The following is a 19,080-nucleotide window of genomic DNA, read 5'->3' on the forward strand; positions in this document are numbered from 1 at the left end:
GGACGATGACGCGGCGATTTTATAGTGGTCTAGGCCATCCGGCTGATCGCCGAGCAGGGGCCGATGTCCTAAGGCTGCACGGCGCCGGAACCGGCTGCGTCCCGCGCTCAGGCGAGCGGACCGTTGCGGGCCTCGTGCTCGGCGATGAGCTGGGTGAGGACGCCGTGGAACCGCTTGGCGGCCTTCGGGCTCATGACGATGCGATGATGAAGCGCAATCTCCATCGGCTGCTGGCGCATGTCCCAGTTGCTGTTGAAGCCGTAGGTCAGGACGACCTCCTCGCTGGTGCTGGTCGCGCTGCACACGTTGCAGTAGGTCGTCTTCAACTGCGTGGTGTCGACCCGCATCTCCGGCTGTGCGCCAGTCGTCGGCGTCGCGGCTGCATTGCCACCGCTGAGCATCGCCTCGGCGCCGGACACTCCTTCGGCCATCGTCTTGCCCCCCGTTCTTCGATCGGGCAGAGGAATACCCGAGTGGACTTGACGCCGCAATCCGGGAATCGAGCATGATCCGATCTCTTCTGCTGATCTCTGGATCGGTCTGGGCCGGCGTCGCGGCGGCGCAGCAGCCGCCGGCCCCCGCCGCGCCGCCGGCGCTCAAGCGGATCGACGCGCACCTGTTCGACTGCCTGATGGATGCGGCCGAGCGGGTGAAGCTCAACGCCGAGGTTTCGGGCTTCCTGCGCAGCGTCCAGGTCGGCCGCGGCGACCGGGTCCGGGCCGGGCAGGTCGTGGCCCGGCTCGGCTCGGGCGTCGAGGAGGCCAACGTCGTGCTGGCCCGGCTGCGGGCCGAGAACGACGCCCCGATCGCCGCGGCGCAGGCCAAGCTCGACCTCGCCCGGCGGCGCCTCGCCCGCATCACCGCCCTGCGCGAGCGGAACGTCATCAGCGAGAAGGACAGCGACGAGGCGATCGCCGACGCCAAGGTCGCCGAACTCACCCTCCAGGATGCGGTGGCGAGCCAGAAGGCGGCCCGGGCCGAACTCGTGCGCGCCCAGGAGCAGGTGGCGCAGCGCGAGCTGCGCAGTCCGATCGACGGCGTCGTGGTGGAGCGCCGGCTGGCGCCGGGCGAGTACGTCCACGATCAGGTCTACGTCTTCGGGCTCGCCGACATCGCGACGCTGCACGTCGAGGTCTACGTGCCGGTGAGCTTCTACGGGCAGGTGACGGTCGGCAGCCGCGCGACGGTGTTTCCCGAGGCGCCGGTCGGCGGCAGCCACAGCGCCGAGGTGACCATCGTCGACCGGGTGATGGAGGCGACGAGCGGCACCTTCGGCGTCCGGCTCAAGCTGCCCAATCCCGACTGGGCCCTGCCGGCGGGCCTGCGCTGCCAGGTCCGGTTCGGCCCCTCCCCCACCGCCCGGGCGGAGTGAGGGGCGGCGGGCCGGGATGCGCCCCGGCCCGCGAGACGTTCAGTGCGACCGGTCGGTCCGGTCGGGGGCGCGGCCCTTGGTGCTGTGGGTGTGGTGGCTGTCGCGCTCGCCGCCGCCGCCCGAGACGTGGGACTGGCGGTCGCTGGTCGGGCTGCCGGGAGCGGGGCCGTGGCGCGTCTCGGCGTGCGGCTTCGAGGCGTCCTGCTGGCTGCTGCCGGGGCCGCCGTGGTGGCGGTCGGTCTGGTGGGCCTTGCTCGCCATGCTCATCGGTCCTGCTGGTATCCCTGGTTGGTGGTGTTCACCTTGGCATTGCCGGCCTGCCCGATCTTGTCGGGATCCTTGGTCTGGCTGCCGGCCGAGCCGAGCTCGGTCTCGGCGCGCTGGGCGCTGCCGGGTCCCTTGTCGGACTGGTTGGCGGGTGGAACGGGGGGTGGCTTCGTCGACACCGGGACCTCCGAGGCTGAGGATGTGCCGGTCAACGTGGGCGCGGCGCGCCTGTTCCTGGGAATACGTGGCGTGACGCAGGCGTGACTGTTCGGAGGAGCAGCTTCTACGTTGCTCTCGAACGCCCCATCATGGGCTCGACCTTCACCGTGCGAAGGCGACGCCCCAAACGGCACAGGCGGCCCGTGAGGACCGCCTGTGCTCTTCGCAACTCTTCGCCGCTCGGGGAACCGCCATGGACGGGGTCCATGGCGGGCAGCCTGCCCCGACCGCTTCAGCTCACGAACACCCGGTCGTGCCGCCGCACGTGTCGCACTTCAGGCAGGTCCCGTTGCGCACGAGCGTGAAGTTCGCGCATTCCGGGCAGGCCTCGCCGACATAGCCCTTCATCTTCGCCTCGGCGCGCCGGTCGGCGACGCTGCGCTCCGGCTTGGTCTCCGGCTTGGCGAAGGGCAGGGCCTCGACGAGGCTCTCGGTGCGGCCGGCGGTCACCGGCTCGGCCTTCAGCGCGATCGACCCGCGCACCGCGTGGATCGTGCCGCCGGCCGGGGCGGACTGGCCGGTGGCGGGGGCGGCGACGCCGGAGGTGGCGCTCGCCGGTCCGCCATGGACCAGGGTGAGACGGTCGGCCGAGCCGCGCAGCAGGCCGCGCGACACGATGCTGGTCACCGCCGGCTCGGCCGACGTCAGCTTCGACTGCGCCACGCCCCCGCCCATCACCGTCGAGCCGATCTCGGACGGGTCGACATGGGCGAGGTCGGCGCGGCCGAGATACGAGATCGCCAGTTCGCGGAACACGTAGTCGAGGATCGAGGTCGCGTTCTTGATCGCGTCGTTGCCCTGCACGAAGCCCGCCGGCTCGAAGCGGGTGAAGGTGAAGGCGTCGACGTACTCCTCCAGCGGCACGCCGTATTGCAGGCCGAGCGAGATCGCGATGGCGAAGTTGTTCATCAGCGAGCGGAAGGCGGCGCCCTCCTTGTGCATGTCGATGAAGATCTCGCCCAGCCGCCCGTCGTCGTACTCGCCGGTGCGCAGGTACACCTTGTGGCCGCCGACGACGGCCTTCTGGGTGTAGCCCTTGCGCCGGTCGGGCATCTTTTCCCGCGAGCGGATGCGCTCGATCCGCTCGATGACCCGCTCGACCACCTTCTCGGCCACCGCGACGGTGCGGGCCGCCGTCGGCTGGGCGAGCAGCGCGTCGAGGGCCTCCTCGACCTCGTCCTCGCTCTCGTCGGCGATCAGGGCCGCGTTGAGGGGCTGCGACAGCTTCGAGCCGTCGCGGTAGAGGGCGTTGGCCTTGAGCGCCAGGGTCCAGGACAGCCGGTAGGCCTCCTTGCAATCCTCCACCGTGGCGTCGTTGGGCATGTTGATGGTCTTGGAGATCGCCCCCGAGATGAAGGGCTGCGCCGCCGCCATCATGCGGATGTGGCTCTCGACCGAGAGGTAGCGCTTGCCGATGCGCCCGCACGGGTTGGCGCAGTCGAACACCGCGTAGTGCTCGCGCTTGAGGAACGGCGCCCCTTCCAGGGTCATCGAGCCGCAGACGTGGATGTTGGCGGCCTCGATCTCCTTCTTCGTGAAGCCGAGATGAGCGAGCAGGTCGAAGGCCGGGTCGGCGAGGCGCTCGGCCGGGACCTTGAGGGTGCCGGTCAGAAAATCCTCGCCGAGATTCCAGCGGTTGAACACGAACTTGATGTCGAAGGCCGATTTCAGCCCGGCCTCGACCGCCGCGATCTTGTCGTCGGTGAAGCCCTTGGCGCGGAGGCTGCCCGGGTTGACGCCCGGCGCCTGCCCGAGCGAGCCGTGGCCGACGGCGTAGGCCTCGATCTCGGCGATCTCGGATTCGCGGTAGCCGAGCGCGCGGAGCGCGTCCGGCACCGCCCGGTTGATGATCTTGAAGTAGCCGCCGCCGGCGAGCTTCTTGAACTTCACCAGGGCGAAGTCGGGCTCGATGCCGGTGGTGTCGCAATCCATCACGAGGCCGATCGTGCCGGTCGGCGCGATCACGGTCGCCTGGGCATTGCGAAAACCGTGCTCCTCGCCGAGTTGCAGCGCCCGGTCCCAGGCCGCCTTGGCGTGGGCGACGAGGTTGGCCTGCGGGCAGCCGAAATGGTCGAGCGGCACCGGATTGGTGTTGAGGAACTCGTAGCCGCCGGCCTCGCCGTGGGCGGCGCGACGGTGGTTGCGGATCACCCGCAGCATCGCGTCGGCGTTGTCCTCGTAGGCCGGGAACGGCCCGAGCTCGGACGCCATCTCGGCCGAGGTGGCGTAGGACACGCCGGTCATGATCGCGGTCAGCGCGCCGGCGAGCGCCCTCCCCTCCCGCGAATCGTAGGGAAGGCCCATGGTCATCAAGAGGCCGCCGATATTGGCGTAGCCGAGGCCCAGCGTGCGGTACTTGTAGGAGAGTTCGGCGATCTCGCGGCTCGGGAACTGCGCCATCAGCACCGAGATCTCGAGCACCACCGTCCACAGGCGGCACAGGTGCTCGTAGCCCTCGACGTCGAAGCTCTTGGCCTGCCGGTCGTAGAGCGCCAGCAGGTTCGCCGAGGCGAGGTTGCAGGCGGTGTCGTCGAGGAACATGTACTCGGAGCACGGGTTCGAGGCCCGGATCCGTCCGCCCTGCGGGCAGGTGTGCCAGTCGTTCATCGTGGTGTTGAAGTGCAGGCCGGGATCGGCCGAGGCCCAGGCGGCCTCGGCGATCTTCTCCCACAGGTCGCGCGCCTTGAGGGTCTTCACGACCTTGCCGCCGACCCGGGCGGTGAGGTGCCAGTCGGCATCGGCCTCGACGGCGCGCAGGAAGTCGTCGGTCAGCGAGACCGAGTTGTTGGAGTTCTGGCCCGAGACGGTGAGGTAGGCCTCGGAATCCCAGTCGGTGTCGTAGACCGGCAGGTCGAGGTCGGTGTAGCCCTGGCGGGCGTACTGGATGATCCGCTTGATCGAGGCGTCGGGCACCATCGCCTTGCGGGCGGCCTTGACCTCGCGCTTGAGCGCCGGGTTGCGCTCGGGGTCGAAGCAGGCGTCGCCCTCGGCCTCGCAGTTGACGCAGGCCTTGAGCACCGCCTTGAGGTGCTTGGAGGCGAGCTTCGAGCCGGTGACGAGGGCCGCGACCTTCTGTTCCTCCCGCGCCTTCCAGGCGATGAAGGTCTCGACGTCGGGGTGGTCGATGTCGACGATCACCATCTTGGCGGCGCGACGCGTCGTGCCGCCGGACTTGATCGCGCCGGCCGCCCGGTCGCCGATCTTGAGGAAGCTCATCAGGCCCGACGACTTGCCGCCGCCGCCGAGCTTCTCGTTCTCGGCCCGCAGGGACGAGAAGTTGGTGCCCGTCCCCGAGCCGTACTTGAACAGCCGCGCCTCGCGCACCCACAGGTCCATGATGCCGCCCTCGTTGACGAGGTCGTCGGCGACGGACTGGATGAAGCAGGCGTGCGGCTGCGGGTGCTCGTAGGCGGTGGCCGACTTGGTCAGCGCACCCGTCCTGTGGTCGACGTAGTAGTGGCCCTGGGCGGGCCCATCGATGCCGTAGGCCCAGTGCAGGCCGGTGTTGAACCATTGCGGCGAGTTCGGCGCCACCATCTGGCGGGCGAGCATCGCGCGCAATTCGTCGTAGAACGCCGCCGCGTCGTCCTCGGTCGAGAAGTAGCCGCCTTTCCAGCCCCAGTAGGTCCAGCAGCCGGCGAGCCGGTCGAAGACCTGGGTCGCCGAGATCTCGGAGCCGGTGCGCTCGTCCTCGGGCAGAGGGGCGAGCGCCGCCTCGTCGGGCACCGAGCGCCACAGGAACGACGGCACGCCGTTCTCCTCGACGCGCTTCAGCGCCTTCGGCACGCCGGCCTTGCGGAAATACTTCTGGGCCAGCACGTCGCAGGCGACCTGGCTCCACGCCTCCGGCACGTCGATGCCGTCGAGCCGGAACACGACCGAGCCGTCGGGATTGCGGATCTCGCTCACCGCCTTGCGGAACGGGATGGAGGCGTAGGGCGACTGCCCGGCCGTGGTGATGCGCCGCTCGATCCGCATGGGTGGTACTCTCCCGTCACGCCATAGGGGCCGGCCCGCCCAGGGCGGTGCCGCCGGTCCGATTCGTTGCGCGATGCCGCCTTCGCCCGCCCGCCGCTCGCGCGGCGCGGCCGAGGTCGCATCGCGGCCCCCGACTGTGACGCCAAGCTAGCGACTCTGGGGCCTGCGCGTCAACAACTTGTGTCGCGGCGAAGCGTTCCCGACTACATGTTGTGTCTCAGGTCGAGATTCCTGTGGATTGTCGTGCCGCCGCGGTTAAGCCCCGGCGACTCAATCGCGAATCGTCGGCGGAATTTTTGCGAATCACAGGTTGTACAAGCCGGCGGCGCATCGCCGCCGCTGGCGCGGCGACGGCTGGACTTCGGTGGACGGCCTCACCATAGTCCCGCGCGAACACGGGCGGGCCGGATCGCGGCGCCGCCGGCATGCCCACGAGACGGTCCGCGATGGCGCTGAAAGACACCCTTTTTCGCATCTTCACCTGGTGGAGCGGCTCGACCGTCAGCCTGGACCTCTACACCAAGCGCCACGGCCGCCACGTCGGCACCGACGAGTTCGGCAACCGCTACTACCGGGCGATCGGCCCGCTGATCGACCCCTCGGTCGGGCCGGAGCGGCGCTGGGTGATCTACAACGGCTATCCCGACGCCTCGAAGGTGCCGCCCGGCTGGCGCGGCTGGCTCAGCCACACCGTCGAGGTGCCGCCGAGCGAGGAGAGCTACACCCCGCGCGAGTGGCAGAAGCCGCACGAGGAGAACCTCACCGGCACGGTGGCGGCCTACCGCCCGCGCGGCTCGCAGCTCTCCTACGGCCAACGCCCGGCGGCGACCGGCGACTACGTGCCGTGGACCCCGGGCGAGTGATCCGGCTTTCGGGCGATCGCGTCCGGACAGCCGCATCACGAGCCCGCGCGGCGGAGCCGGAGGCTCCGCGCTCCTGAGCGAGGCCGGTTTTCCCGCCGGCCCGCCTCGCCCCCTCAGGGGATCTGCGGAAAGTCCCGGCGGACCCGCCGCATCGCGCCCTCCACCGTCGCGGTCCCGCCGTCCCGCGCGGCGTCGCGCATCGCCGCGAAGACCTTGGTCTTGACGAAGAAGCGCCAGTGCACCGGCAGGGCCGCCAGGATCGCGGTCAGCGCGTCGTACTGGGCCGGCGTCCACACGGCCTCGAACGCCTCGCGCTCCGGGCCGAAGCGGAAATGGACCGGCGGCGGGGGCGCGGCGTCGCGGTGGCGGGCGGTCGCCGCCTCGTCGACCCGGCCGTCCCGGATCGCGACGCCGTAATCGGCGAGCGCTCGGGCGGCGGAGACGTAGCCGCGCTCGACGTCGACCAGGACCCGCTCCGGCTCGCGCGCGAACGGCGCCCCGCGCCCGCCGCCGCCCGGGGAGTGGATGTGGACCACGTCGCCGGGCTCGACCACGAAGGTGTCGATGTTGCCGAGCCGCCGCGCGCGCGCCGTGCCCGGGTTGACGACCATGTCCGAGGGCGCGCCGGGGCCGCCGCCGAGGATGCCCCAGGGCCGGAAATGCGAGCGGTCGCGGTTGCGCACCGTGATGCGGGTGTCGGGCGAGAACAGCCGGAACTCCATCACGGTGGCGAGGCCGCCGCGATGGTAGCCGGCGCCGCCGGAATCCGGCTCCAGCCCGTATCGCAGGAACTGCACCGGGACCTCGGATTCGTTGATCTCGATCGGGGTGTTCTTGAGGTAGGCGGCGTCCGCCCCCGAGCCGTTGGGGCCGTCGCGGTGCGGCATGCCCCCGCCGCCGCCGACCACCGGGTTGAGGGCGGCGATGACCGTGCGGCGGCTGCGCTCGTCGGTCGTCATCACGTTGACGATCGAGCTCGACCCCGCCGGGGCCGCCGGCATCCGCTCGGGGATCGCGAGGCCGAACACCCCGAACAGCAGGCTGCGCAGGCGCGCGCAGGTGAGGCTGCGCATCCCCACCGCCGCCGGGAAGACCGGGTTGAGCACCGTGCCCTCGGGCACGATGCAGCGGAACGGCCGGGTCAGCCCGGCATTGAGCAGCAGCGACGGGTCGAGGGTGTAGAGGATGTAGTAGACGCCCACCAGCAGCAGGGTGTGGCGCGGGTCGCTGCCGGTCGGCACGTTGAGCGACGAGGCGAGCTGCGGGTCGGTGCCGGTGAAGTCGAGCACCGCCTCGTCGCCGGCGATGCGCAGGGTCACGGCGAGGCGCACCGGGTTGCCGTTCTCGCCGTCCTCGTCGGCGTAGTCGGCGAAGCGGTACTCCCCGTCGGGGATCGAGGCGAGGATCGCCCGCGCCTGGTGCTCGGCGTAGTCGTGCAGGCCGGCGAGCCCCTGGCGGAATCCCTCGACGCCGAACTTCGCCACCATCGCGGCGATCTTGCGCTCGCCGGTGTTGAGCGCGCCGACCAGCGCCTTGAGGTCGCCGAGGTTCTGCTCGGGCTTGCGCACGTTGAGCAGCATCACGTCGAGGATCTTCTGGTCGAGCACGCCCTCGGCGTAGAGCTTCATCGGCGGGAAGCGGATGCCCTCCTGGTGGATCTCGGTGAGCGCCCGCGACAGGCTCGCCGGCACCGCCCCGCCCATGTCGGTGTTGTGGATGTGCCCGCCGGCGAAGGCCACGATCTCGCCGTCGTGGAAGACCGGCTTCCAGGCGTGGATGTCGGGCGCGTGGGTGGCGAGGAAGCCGCTGTAGGGGTCGTTGGTGAAGGCGATGTCGCCGGGCCGGTAGCCGCCCTCGACGAGGTCGATCGCCCGGCCGTAGCTGATGCCGGGATACCACGTCGCGCCGAGGTCCTTGGGCACCGCCACGGTCAGGCCGGCGGCGTCCATGATCATCGTGGTGAAGTCCTCGGTCTCCTTGACGAAGGTCGAGTGCGCGGTGCGGTAGAGCGTGTAGGCCATGTTCTCGGCCGCCGCCCGGCAATGGTTGGCCAGCACGCCCAGGGTCACCTTGTCGATCATCGCTCAGTTCTCCCGGACGAGGTGCAGGTTGAGGTGGGCGTCGACGTGGCCGGCGAAGCCGCCGGGAATGCAGGTCGTGGTGTCCTCCTGGACCACCACCGCCGGGCCGGCGAGGGTCTGGCCGTGCCGCAGGGCCGCCCGCCAGTAGAGCGGCACCCGGCGCTCGGCGCCGTCGAGCCAGACCGCGACCTCGCGCTCGGGCTCCGCCGGCCCCTCCGTCCGCGGCTCCGGCACCATGACCGGGCGCGCCGTGGCGCCGGCGATGACGAGGCGCAGGTTGACGACCTGGATCTCGGCCCCCGCGTCGTCGAAGTCGTAGAGGGCGAGGTGCTGGCGGTGGAACGCCGCCCGCAGGGCCGGGAGGTCGCCGCCGGACAGCCACGCCTCGTCGAGCGGCACCTCGATCTCGAAGGACTGGCCGTGGTAGCGCATGTCCGCCGACACCGTGGCGACGGCGGGGCCCGCGAAGCCCTGCTCGTCGCGCAGCCACGTCTCGGCCTCGCGCCGCAGGTCGGCATGGGCCGCCTTCAGCACCGGCATCACGGCCGCGTCCGCCCGCGCGAAGACCGTGCGGATGAAGTCGCTCTTCACGTCGGCGATCAGGCCGCCGAGCGCGCAGACGACGCCCGGGCGGCGCGGCACCATCACCCGGCCGATGCCGAGTTCCCGCGCCAGCAGGCAGCCGAGCATCGGCCCGGCGCCGCCGAACGGCATCAGGGTGAAGTCGCGCAGGTCGACGCCGGCGCGGGCGACGAGCTTGTTGACCTCGACGAACATCTCCGACACCGCGACCTGGAGGATCGCCTCGCCGGTCTCGCGCAGTCCGCGCCCGAGGGCGGCGGCGACCGCGCCGACCGCCGCCTCGGCCCGCCCCCGGTCCATCCGCAGGGCGTCGTAGGCGAGCGGCGCGTGGCCGAGGAAGCCGCAGACCGCGACCGCGTCGGTGATGGTCGCCCGGGTGCCGCCGCGGCCGTAGCAGGCCGGTCCCGGGGTCGAGCCGGCGCTCTCCGGACCGACCCGCAGCACGCCGAACCCGTCGACCGACGCGATCGAGCCGCCGCCGGCGCCGATCGAGGTGACCGAGACGCTCGGCACGTAGAGCGGGAAGTCGCCGATGATCTCGCCGGTGCCGAATTGCGGCGCGCCGTCGATGATGAGCGCGAGGTCGGCGGAGGTTCCGCCGATGTCGAGGGTGAGCAGGTTGGACTGCCCCGCCTGCTCGGCGAGGTAGGCCGCGCCCATCACCCCCGAGGCGGTGCCCGACAGCAGCATGCTGATGCAGGCGGTCTTGCCGGCGGCGACGTCCATGATGCCGCCGTTCGACTTGGTCAGCATCGGCCGGGCCGGGACGCCGCGGTCCCTCAGGGTGGCTTCGAGCGAGCCGAGATAGCCCGCGACCCGGGGATGGACGTAGGCGTTCAGGATCGCCGTCGTGGTGCGCTCGTACTCGCGGATCACCGGCCAGATCTCGGCCGAGGCGAACGCGAACAGGTCGGGCGCGAGCCGCTGCAGGCACGCCTTCGCGGCCTGCTCCTGGGCCGGGTTGCGGTAGGCGTGCAGGAACGCGACCACGATCCCGACCGCCCCGCGCGCCCGCGCCGTGTCGGCGATTGCCGCCAGCGCCGCCTCGTCGAGGGCCTCCGCCTCGCTGCCGTCGGCCATGACCCGGCCGCGCACCCCGAAGACGAGGTCGCGGGGGATGAGCTGCTCGGGCCGGGAGCAGAACAGCGAGTAGACCTCCGGCATCCGCAGGCGGGCCAGCTCGATGACGTCCTCGAACCCGGCATTGGTCACCAGGGCGAGGCGTGCGCCCTTGCGCTGGATGATCGTGTTGATGCCGACCGTCGTGCCGTGGACGAAGCCGGCGACCGCCTCGGGCGCCACGCCGTGGCGCTCCTGGAGCAGGGCGAGCCCCTGCATCAGCTCGCGGCCGGGATCGTCCGGGGTCGTGAGCACCTTCAGCGATTCGAGCCGGTTGGTCCCGGTCTCGAGGGCGCAGAAATCGATGAAGGTGCCGCCGATGTCGACACCGATCCGCCAGTTGCTGCTCCGCGAGGTCATGTCCTGCTCCGCGAGGTCCTGCCCTGTGAAGTCATGGGTCACCGCCGGTCCGTTCGTCGGCGGACACTCCCCGGCGGCGGCGCCCGCGTCCAAGACCGATTTCGCGGGATCGGATAAGCCGGACTTATGGAGGCGCGTCCGCGGCACCGAGATGCGCCGCCACGGCCCGGCGCAGCTCCTGGCGCAGCAGGTCGTGGTGGCGCGACAGCGGGCGCCGCGTGCTGGTGAGCAGCGAGATCGGCAGCGCGATCCGGGGCAGGAGCGGGACGGTCGTCACCCCGGCGAAGCGGCGCCAGGGCAGCAGCCCGTCGACGATGGCGACGCCGAGCCCGCCCTGGACGAAGGCGAGGGCGATGATCGACAACTCGACCTCGATGTCGGGCCGCAGCGTCTCGCCCTGCCGGGCGAGCGCCCGCTCCAGCATCAGGCCGGGCTGCGAGTCGCGGCGATAGGCGATCAGCCGTTCGCCGGCGAGATCCGCCACGGCGAGCTGCGGGCGCGCCGCCAGCCTGTGGCCCTCCGGCAGCAGGCAGACGAGGTCGCAGCGCCCGATGACCTTGGTCTCGATCATCGGCAGCGCCTCCTCGGTCATCGCCAGCCCGAGTCCGGCCTGCCCGCCTTCCAGCATCGCGATGATCCGCTCGACCGGAACCACCGACGACAGCAGGCGCACCTCGGGATGGGCGCGGCGGAAGGCGTCGAGCGCCGCCGGCACCACCGACAGCGCCGGCGGCGCCGAGGTGGCGAGCCGCACGAGGCCGCGCCGGCCCTGGCGCAGGTCCTGGGCCATCCGGCGCAGGTTCTCGAGGTCGCCGAACAGCCGCTCGGCCTCCGGAAACAGTTCCTCCGCCTCCGGCGTCGGCACGAGGCGGCCCTTCACCCGCTCGAACAGCTTGAAGCCGAGCTCGTCCTCGGCCTGGAGCAGGCTCTGGCTCAGGGCCGGCTGCGAGACGTTGAGGAGGCCGGCCGCGCGGGTGAGGGTTCCCGACCGCATCACCGCCCGGAAGACCTCGATGTGACGGGCGCGCATGGGACAGCATAAGCACACCTTATGCGCGATGCCAAAACCCGGATTGGACAGGGGTGGGCGCGGTCTGCGAGCACTGTGTCAGGATGCAGGGCTTTGGGGGGACGAGAACGCGCACGACTTCCCTCTCTCACGAGTGGGCTACAGCATTCACGCCTCTCGAGGGAGGCACGGGACCTCTCCTCGCCCCGCTTGCGGGGAGAGGGCCGCTGGGGATCGAAGATCCCACCACCTTGTCGTGCAAGCGGCGAGCGCAGGCGAAGCCGAAGCGAAGGTGAGGGGGCGTCTCCGGACAAGCCTCTTTCTGGGACGCCCCCTCACCTTCGGCTGCCGCCTCGCTGTGTCCCCGACAAGGGGGACACAGCCCTCTCCCCGCAAGCGGGGCGAGGAGAATGCTCGCAACCCGTGGTGTGGATCTGCAAGCCCGATCGAGAGAGGGGATCCCGTTCCCGTCTCGTCCCCCCAACCCTCCCTGCACGAGACGGAGCGCGGCACGATGGTCGGCCTTCTGAGGCGGGTGCGGGAGCTGGATCGGCCGGCCTTCGCCATCACGGTCGACGGCGAGGCCGTGCCGGCGCGCGAGGGCGACACGCTCCTCGTCGCGATGCTGAGCGCCGGGGCGCGGCTGCGCACCAGCGAGTTCGGCGACGGCCCGCGGGCGGGGTTCTGCCTCATGGGCGCGTGCCAGGATTGCTGGGTCTGGACCGCGGACGGGCGCCGCCTGCGGGCCTGCTCCACGCCGGCAACGCCCGGCCTGACCCTCACCACGGGAGCGGGACCATGGCCGGACCTCGCGTGATCGTGGTCGGGGCCGGCCCGGCCGGGACCCGGGCCACCGAACGCCTCGTCGCGGCGGGCCTGCGCCCGGTCGTGATCGACGAGGGCCGGGCCTCCGGCGGGCAGATCTACCGCCGGCAGCCGGCCGGGTTCCGGCGCCCGGCCCGCGAGCTCTACGGCTTCGAGGCCGCGCGGGCGATTGCGGTCCAGGGCGGCTTCGACGCCCTCGGCGGGCGGATCGACTACCGCCCGGACTCGGTCGCCTGGGCGCTGCGCGACGGCCGGCTCCACGTCGCCTCGGACGGCACCACCGCCGCCCTGCCCTACGACGCGCTGATCCTGGCGGTCGGCGCCACCGACCGGGTGATGCCGGTGCCGGGCTGGACGCTGCCCGGGGTGACCACCCTCGGCGGCGCGCAGATCGCCCTGAAGGCGCAGGGCTGCACGGTCGGGTCGCGCCCGGTCTTCCTCGGCACCGGGCCGCTCCTCGTCTACGCCGCCTATCAGTACGCCCGGGTCGGAGTGCGGCCGGCGGCGATCCTCGACACCTCGCCGTTCTCCGGCCGCCTCGCCGGCCTGTCCCGCCTCGCCGCGCGCCCGGCGATGCTGGCCAAGGGGCTGCTCTACACCGCCTCGCTCGCCGCGCGCCGGGTGCCGATGATCCACGGCGTGACGCCGCTGGCGATCGAGGGCACCGACCGCGTCGCGGGCCTGACCTTCCGCGACGCCGCCGGCCGGACCCGGCGGGTCGCCTGCGACGCGGTCGCCCTCGGCTACGGCCTGCGCTCCGAGACCCAGCTCGCCGACCTCGCCGGCTGCCGCTTCGCCTTCGATCCGCTGGCCCGGCAATGGCTGCCGGAGACCGATCCCGACGGACGCACCTCGGTTCCGGGCGTCTACCTCGCCGGGGACGGCGCCCGCATCACCGGGGCCGACGCCGCCGAGATCGGCGGCCGGCTCGCCGCCTGCGCGGTCCTGGCGGATGCCGGCGACGCCGCCGCCGCCCGCGAGGCCGAGACCCTGCGCGCCCGGATGCGCCCGATGCTGGCGTTTCGCGAGGGGCTGGAGCGGGCTTTTCCGTGGCCCTCCCGCCTCGCCCGCACCCTGCCCGACGAGACCCTGGTGTGCCGCTGCGAGGCGATCACCGCCGGGGACCTGCGCCGCACGCAAGACCTCGGCGCCACCGAGGTGAACCGCGCCAAGGCGTTCTGCCGGGTCGGGATGGGGCGCTGCCAGGGCCGCTATTGCGGGCCGGCCGGGGCCGAGATCCTCGCCGACGCCCTCGGCGTCCCGGTCGCCGAGGTCGGGCGCCTGCGCGGGCAGGCGCCGGTCAAGCCGCTCCCCGCCGGCACCACCGCGGAGACCGCGCCATGACGCCCCGGGACGCCGACGTGATCGTGGTCGGAGGCGGCCTGATGGGCGCCGCCACCGCGTTCTTCCTGCGCCGGCGCGGCCGCTCGGTGGTCGTGCTCGAACGCGACCGGGTCGGGCAGCACGCGAGCGGCACCAATTTCGGCAACGTCCGGCGCCAGGGGCGCTTCCTGCCGCAACTGCCGCTGGCCAACCGCGCCCGCGAGATCTGGGGCCGCCTGCCCGAGCTGATCGGCGAGGACGTCGAGTTCCTGCCCACAGGCCATCTCCGCCTCGCCTGCACCCCCGAGGAGGTCGGGCGGATGGAGGCCTATGCCCGCGACTGCCGGCCCTACGGGCTCGACCTCGAACTGATGAGCGCCAACGCCCTGCGGGTGCGCTTCCCCTATCTCGGCCGCGAGGCGGTGGCGGGGTCGTTCTCGCCCCACGACGGCCACGCCAACCCGCGCCTCGCCGCGCCGGCCTTCGCCCGGGCGGCGCGCCGGCTCGGCGCCACCATCGTCGAGGGGGCGGAGGTCGCCGCGATTGAGAAGGCGGGCGAGGACTTCTCCGTCGAGACCGCCGACGGGCGGCGCTACCGGGCGCCGGTGGTCCAGATCTGCGCCGGCGCCTGGGGCGGACAGCTCTCCGCCCGCTTCGGCGAGCCGGTGCCGCTGACCCCGCGCGGGCCGCAGATGGGCGTGACCGAGCCGGTCCCCTACGCGGTGAAGCCGGTCGTCGGGGTCTGGGCCGAGGGTGAGGCGGGCATCTACTTCCGGCAGGTCGCGCGCGGCAACGTCGTGTTCGGCGGCGGCGTCTGGGGCGAGGTCGACATGGTGCGCCGGCGGGCGGCGCTCGACCCCGTCAGCACCCTCGGGCAGTTGCCGCATCTGCGCCGGGCGATGCCGGCCTTCGGGCAGCTCGCGGTGATCCGCACCTGGAGCGGGATCGAGGGCTACGTCGCCGACCGCCTGCCGGTGATGGGGGCGAGCGCGACGACGCCCGGCCTGTACTACGCCTTCGGCTTCAGCGGCCACGGCTTCCAGCTCGGCCCCGCCGTCGGCGAGGTGATGGCCGAGCTGATCGACCGCGGCCGGAGTGCGGTGCCGATCGACCCGTTCGGCATCGCGCGCTTCCGCGATGCGGTGTGACTCGGAGCCTGTTCGAGTGACCGTTCATCGTGTTCGTCGTGCGAATCACCCCTTTCCCGGACGACTGGAACGCAGTGGAAGGAGATCCGGGAACCAGACGTCAGATTTGCCGCGAAGCGGCTCCGTGTGCCTGCACCGCCGCTGAGCACGGACGCTTCGCGACTTGCCATGTTGGATCCCGGATCTCCTTCCGCTTCGCTTCAGTCGTCCGGGAAAGGGGTGGTGAATCTTCAGATCGCGCGTCAGGCAGGCTCTCAGAACTCCGCCACCTTGCCCCAGGCCGATTCATCGAAGCGGTCGGGGTGATAGGGTCGGGGATCGACCAGCGGCCGGTCCCCGGTGACGAGATCGGCCATGAGGTGCCCGGCGCCCGGGCCGATGCCGAAGCCGTGGCCGCTGAAGCCGGCGGCCAGGAAGAAGCCCGGCAGGCCCGACATCTCGCCGATCGCGGGCACGCCGTCGGGGGTCGAGTCGATGTAGCCGGCCCAGGACGCCGTGATGGTGGTGGCGCGCAACGCCGGCAGCAGGGCGAGCGCCCGCCGGTGGGTCTCGGCGACGAGGCGGGGATCGGGGCGCGGATCGAGGATGCGCAGGCGCTCCATCGGCGTCGGCCGGTCGAGGCGCCAGCGCCTCGCCGTCTCGTGCCCGCTGCGCCAGCCGCCGGTCCCGCCGGGGCGCAGGGCGCGCCAGCGCCGCGCGAACATCGGCAGGAACTCGCGGGCGTAGAGGATCTGCTGCGGCGTCGGGTCGACGCTCGCCCGGCCGCTGATCGCGAGGGTGTGGCCGCCGCCCGCGCCGCGGCGCGTCACCGAGACGTCGGCGGTGTGCAGGGCGTCGGGCAGTCCCTCGGCCGGGGAGACCGCGAGGATCGAGGAGCGCACCGAGGATTGCGGGAAGCGCAGGCCGAGCTGGCGGCAGAACGACGACGCCCAGGCGCCGCCGGCCATCACGACGGAGCGCGTGCGGATCGTGCCCGCCTCGGTCACCACCGCGCTGACCCGGCCGCCGCTGGTCTCGACGCCGCGGGCTGCGCACATCTGGTGCACGGTGCCGCCGGCCTTCAGGATGCCGCGGGCGACGACCGGCACCGCCCGCGAGGTGTCGGCGATCCCGTCCGAGGGCGAGAACACGCCGCCCTTCCAGGCCCGTCCGGTCGCCCCGGCCCGCGCCCGCGCCTCGGCCTCGCCGAGCATGTGGGTGGTCACGCCGACGCCGGCCGCGAAGTCGCGCCACTTGGCCCAGCGGGCGATCTCGGCCTCGTCGTTGCTGAGGTAGAGCAGGCCGCAGCGGCGGAAGCCCGGATCCTCGCCGATCTCGCCGGCGAGCCGCTCCCACAGGTCGAGGCTGCCGGTCGCCATCGGCAATTCGCGCGCGTCGCGGTTCTGCTGCCGGCACCAGCCCCAGTTGCGGCTCGACTGCTCGGCGCCGACGCGCCCCTTCTCGACCAGCGCGACGCCGATGCCGCGGCGGGCGAGGTAGTAGGCCGTGAACGCGCCGGCCACGCCACCGCCGATGACGACCACGTCGGCCGCCTCCGGGAGGGTCGGCGTGGTCTCGATGGGGAGGAGCGGCGCTGGCATCTCGGTCTCCGGCTGGGCTGGCCGCATCCTACCCGCCCGCCCGCGCCAGACGGCGCCGCAAATCGCCCCGCCGCAGCAGATCGTTCCGTCGAAGTCGAGCCGGCCGGCGCGGCGTGCCGAACGCCATCCCAGGGCCATCGCTTCAAAGCGATCGCCCTGGTTTTTTGCTTGGCCTCAGGCGCCGGCGTTCGCATCCGCTCACTTGGCTCTCGCTCCGCTCTGTGTTCGAGCGGACATCCGTCCCCTCGAACCCGTCCCGCGGGGCGCTCTTCGGGCGCAAAGCGCACCGCGCCCGCCATATCGCGTCGCCCTGCGGGCGACCGCAGGACAATCGCTGAAGCGATGGCCCTGAACGCCATCACGGCTCCCCTTGGCCGGCGGGACGTTACGGCATAATCTGCCGCACCGGCCGGGACGGATGGAGGTCGGCCCTCGTCCATCGGATCGCCCATGAAGCTCGACAGCATCGACATCCGGATCCTCTCCGAGCTTCAGAAAAACGGGCGCATCACCAACGTCGAACTGTCGGAACTCGTCCACCTGTCGCCGAGCCCGTGCCTGATGCGGGTCAAGAAGCTGCAGGCGGCCGGGTACATCTCGGGCTATTGCGCGCAGATCAACGTCGCCAAGCTCGGCCAGACCTTCACGGTCTTCACCGAGATCACGCTGAAGAACCACCGCCAGATCGATTTCGCCCGCTTCCTGGCGGCGATCGAGAAGGAGGAATCGGTGGTGGAATGCCACCTCATCTCCGGCGGCTACGACTACCTCGTCAAGTTCGTCGCCAGCGGCATCGCCGAGTACCAGGCGATGATGGAGCGCCTGACCGACATGGACATCGGCATCGACAAGTATTTCAGCTTCGTCGTGCTGAAGACCCCGGTGGCCCGCAACCACGTCCCGCTGACGCGGCTTTTTCCAGCCTGAGAGCCTGTTTGAGCGCCTGTTTGAGCGATGGTCCATCGTATTTGTCGCGCGGAGCACCCCTTTCCGGGCCCGAATGGGCCTACACGACTGAAGCGTTAGCGGAAGGAGATCCGGAATCCAGACGTCAGATGTGCCGCGAAGCGGCTCAGTCTGACAGCACTGTCGCTGAGTATGGACGCTGCGCGCATTGTTGTGCTGGATCCCGGATCTCCTTCCGCTCCGCTTCAGTCGTGCAGGCCCGCTCAAGCCCGGGTCGCGACCTCACCACCTTGCGGCCCGCGCTGCGATCGATGATCCTGCGGCATATCTAACCATTTCAATAAATTGTTGTCGAGTTCTTGTATTCGCGATTTGTCGGAAGGCCTGTAGCAGCTCAGATGCTTGCTGCTCAAGATCAGGCTGATCGCTCATGCCGTTGCTCGGAACCTCGCTTGGATTTGCATCGAAGCGGACATCGAGCGTCCGCTCGACCCGCCTCAGGCGGCGAGCCATGCTTGCCGCGTCGTGCCTGCCAGTTGCGTCAGAAGCGGAGGTGGCGTTCTGCCATACGCCATGGTGAGGTGTTTCGTCCGACATCAGCCTCTCCCCTGCGCTCGGCCCTTGTTGCGGACGGACCTTATCAAGCGCCATCGCAATGGCAGCGATGCCATATCATAGGAGCGGCATACAACTTCTGAGCCGGTGGCGAAACAACCTATGATGGAAGAACGTTAGGAGTTACAAATCAACCTGTAATGAATTGCGCTGGCGCCGTGTAAGGGAGGGTGGATGCCAAGCTCGGATCACACGCCACAGGCGCCCGATTACATCGTGGGCAAGATAGCGGCCATGGAGATCGTCGGCACCTGGGATTGGGACATTCTGGCCAACCGCATCTACACTGACCACGTCGTCGCCGTCCTGTTCGGTCTCGAATTCGAGCAGGCGACGGCTGGGCTGCCGATCGAGGCGTACGAAGCCGGCATCCATCCCGACGATCACGACTGGGTCACGGCCCGCATCCGCGAGATGGTGAAGAGTTCGGGCTCGTTCGTCGCCGAGTACCGCACTTGCCTACGGAACGGGGACGTGTGCTGGGTGTTGGCGCGCGGGCACTTCTATCACGATGGCACGGGCCGACCGGTGCGCAGCCGCGGCATCATCGTCGACGTCACCGGCCGCAGACTGGGTGCTCCAGGCTTCACGAGCGAGCTGATGAACCCGACGGAGCATCCGCTGGAGCACGCCGTCGATCTCTGCCTGTCGGTTCGCGACATCGTGGCCGAGGCCGACCGGCCCTTCCTGCTGTCGATCACCGACATGCTCCTGCTGGAACTCGGCCGGGAGCTGAGCGCGCTGATCAAGGCCGACGGGAAGCGACGGATGATCTGAACGGGCCGATCCGTCGTGCCGGCCCGGACCGGCACGACGCAGGTCCTGGTCGACCG

Annotated in this window: 16 protein-coding genes; 7 read left to right on the forward strand and 9 right to left on the reverse strand. The window is 71.2% G+C overall.

Features of this window, described 5'->3' with window-relative positions; all coding sequences use genetic code 11:
• Positions 1–107: 107 nt before the first annotated feature.
• Positions 108–431, reverse strand: coding sequence for a DUF3467 domain-containing protein (locus tag EOE48_RS09335; RefSeq protein ID WP_210249553.1), 324 nt, complete (start codon positions 429–431; stop codon positions 108–110).
• A gap of 74 nt (positions 432–505) precedes the next feature.
• Here EOE48_RS09335 and EOE48_RS09340 point away from each other — a divergent pair, with 74 nt between their 5' ends.
• Positions 506–1,372 carry an efflux RND transporter periplasmic adaptor subunit gene (locus EOE48_RS09340; RefSeq protein ID WP_127728527.1) on the forward strand — a complete coding sequence of 289 codons (867 nt, stop codon included), beginning with the start codon at positions 506–508 and terminating at the stop codon, positions 1,370–1,372.
• Between the two features lie 39 nt (positions 1,373–1,411).
• Here the strand turns inward: EOE48_RS09340 and EOE48_RS09345 are convergent, their stop codons facing one another.
• The 3 genes from EOE48_RS09345 to EOE48_RS09355 all read right to left on the reverse strand — a co-directional run bounded on the left by EOE48_RS09345 (position 1,412) and on the right by EOE48_RS09355 (position 5,836).
• Entirely contained in the window at positions 1,412–1,639 is a 228-nt protein-coding gene (locus EOE48_RS09345; protein WP_127728528.1) for a hypothetical protein, read from the reverse strand.
• Positions 1,636–1,818: a hypothetical protein gene (locus EOE48_RS09350; protein ID WP_127728529.1), complete on the reverse strand. Its 183-nt coding sequence runs from the start codon at positions 1,816–1,818 to the stop codon at positions 1,636–1,638. The genes EOE48_RS09345 and EOE48_RS09350 overlap by 4 nt, the downstream gene beginning before the upstream one ends.
• 277 nt (positions 1,819–2,095) lie before the next feature.
• A complete protein-coding gene (locus EOE48_RS09355) occupies positions 2,096–5,836 on the reverse strand; it encodes a vitamin B12-dependent ribonucleotide reductase (protein ID WP_127728530.1) in 3,741 nt (1,246 codons plus the stop codon).
• A gap of 446 nt (positions 5,837–6,282) precedes the next feature.
• Between EOE48_RS09355 and EOE48_RS09360 the strand changes: the two genes are divergently transcribed.
• Positions 6,283–6,699: an NADH:ubiquinone oxidoreductase subunit NDUFA12 gene (locus EOE48_RS09360; protein WP_187371358.1), complete on the forward strand. Its 417-nt coding sequence runs from the start codon at positions 6,283–6,285 to the stop codon at positions 6,697–6,699.
• Between the two features lie 113 nt (positions 6,700–6,812).
• Here the strand turns inward: EOE48_RS09360 and EOE48_RS09365 are convergent, their stop codons facing one another.
• The 3 genes from EOE48_RS09365 to EOE48_RS09375 all read right to left on the reverse strand — a co-directional run bounded on the left by EOE48_RS09365 (position 6,813) and on the right by EOE48_RS09375 (position 11,871).
• Positions 6,813–8,780: a hydantoinase B/oxoprolinase family protein gene (locus EOE48_RS09365; RefSeq protein WP_127728531.1), complete on the reverse strand. Its 1,968-nt coding sequence runs from the start codon at positions 8,778–8,780 to the stop codon at positions 6,813–6,815.
• Between the two features lie 3 nt (positions 8,781–8,783).
• Entirely contained in the window at positions 8,784–10,841 is a 2,058-nt protein-coding gene (locus EOE48_RS09370; RefSeq protein ID WP_127728532.1) for a hydantoinase/oxoprolinase family protein, read from the reverse strand.
• 124 nt (positions 10,842–10,965) lie between these two features.
• Positions 10,966–11,871, reverse strand: a complete 906-nt coding sequence (locus EOE48_RS09375; RefSeq protein WP_127728533.1) for a LysR family transcriptional regulator — start codon at positions 11,869–11,871, stop codon at positions 10,966–10,968.
• 493 nt (positions 11,872–12,364) lie between these two features.
• Between EOE48_RS09375 and EOE48_RS09380 the strand changes: the two genes are divergently transcribed.
• The 3 genes from EOE48_RS09380 to EOE48_RS09390 are packed head-to-tail and all read left to right on the forward strand — an operon-like array spanning position 12,365 to position 15,146.
• The gene (locus EOE48_RS09380) at positions 12,365–12,667 is read left to right on the forward strand and encodes a (2Fe-2S)-binding protein (protein ID WP_127728534.1); all 303 of its coding nucleotides are present in this window, start codon (positions 12,365–12,367) and stop codon (positions 12,665–12,667) included.
• Positions 12,649–14,019 carry an FAD/NAD(P)-dependent oxidoreductase gene (locus tag EOE48_RS09385; protein ID WP_127728535.1) on the forward strand — a complete coding sequence of 457 codons (1,371 nt, stop codon included), beginning with the start codon at positions 12,649–12,651 and terminating at the stop codon, positions 14,017–14,019. Before EOE48_RS09380 ends, EOE48_RS09385 begins: the two co-directional genes overlap by 19 nt.
• Positions 14,016–15,146 carry an NAD(P)/FAD-dependent oxidoreductase gene (locus EOE48_RS09390; RefSeq protein WP_127728536.1) on the forward strand — a complete coding sequence of 377 codons (1,131 nt, stop codon included), beginning with the start codon at positions 14,016–14,018 and terminating at the stop codon, positions 15,144–15,146. The genes EOE48_RS09385 and EOE48_RS09390 overlap by 4 nt, the downstream gene beginning before the upstream one ends.
• A 254-nt stretch (positions 15,147–15,400) precedes the next feature.
• Here the strand turns inward: EOE48_RS09390 and EOE48_RS09395 are convergent, their stop codons facing one another.
• Complete coding sequence (locus EOE48_RS09395; RefSeq protein WP_127728537.1) at positions 15,401–16,726, reverse strand: NAD(P)/FAD-dependent oxidoreductase; 1,326 nt, start codon at positions 16,724–16,726, stop codon at positions 15,401–15,403.
• A 450-nt stretch (positions 16,727–17,176) separates the two neighbouring features.
• Between EOE48_RS09395 and EOE48_RS09400 the strand changes: the two genes are divergently transcribed.
• Positions 17,177–17,653 carry an Lrp/AsnC family transcriptional regulator gene (locus tag EOE48_RS09400; RefSeq protein WP_127728538.1) on the forward strand — a complete coding sequence of 159 codons (477 nt, stop codon included), beginning with the start codon at positions 17,177–17,179 and terminating at the stop codon, positions 17,651–17,653.
• A 261-nt stretch (positions 17,654–17,914) separates the two neighbouring features.
• On the opposite strand, the gene EOE48_RS09405 is transcribed toward EOE48_RS09400, so the two are convergent.
• Complete coding sequence (locus tag EOE48_RS09405; RefSeq protein ID WP_127728539.1) at positions 17,915–18,229, reverse strand: hypothetical protein; 315 nt, start codon at positions 18,227–18,229, stop codon at positions 17,915–17,917.
• A gap of 252 nt (positions 18,230–18,481) precedes the next feature.
• Between EOE48_RS09405 and EOE48_RS09410 the strand changes: the two genes are divergently transcribed.
• A complete protein-coding gene (locus EOE48_RS09410) occupies positions 18,482–19,024 on the forward strand; it encodes a PAS domain-containing protein (RefSeq protein WP_187371359.1) in 543 nt (180 codons plus the stop codon).
• Positions 19,025–19,080 lie beyond the last annotated feature (56 nt).

This window comes from Methylobacterium oryzihabitans, assembly GCF_004004555.2.
Classification (GTDB): domain Bacteria; phylum Pseudomonadota; class Alphaproteobacteria; order Rhizobiales; family Beijerinckiaceae; genus Methylobacterium; species Methylobacterium oryzihabitans.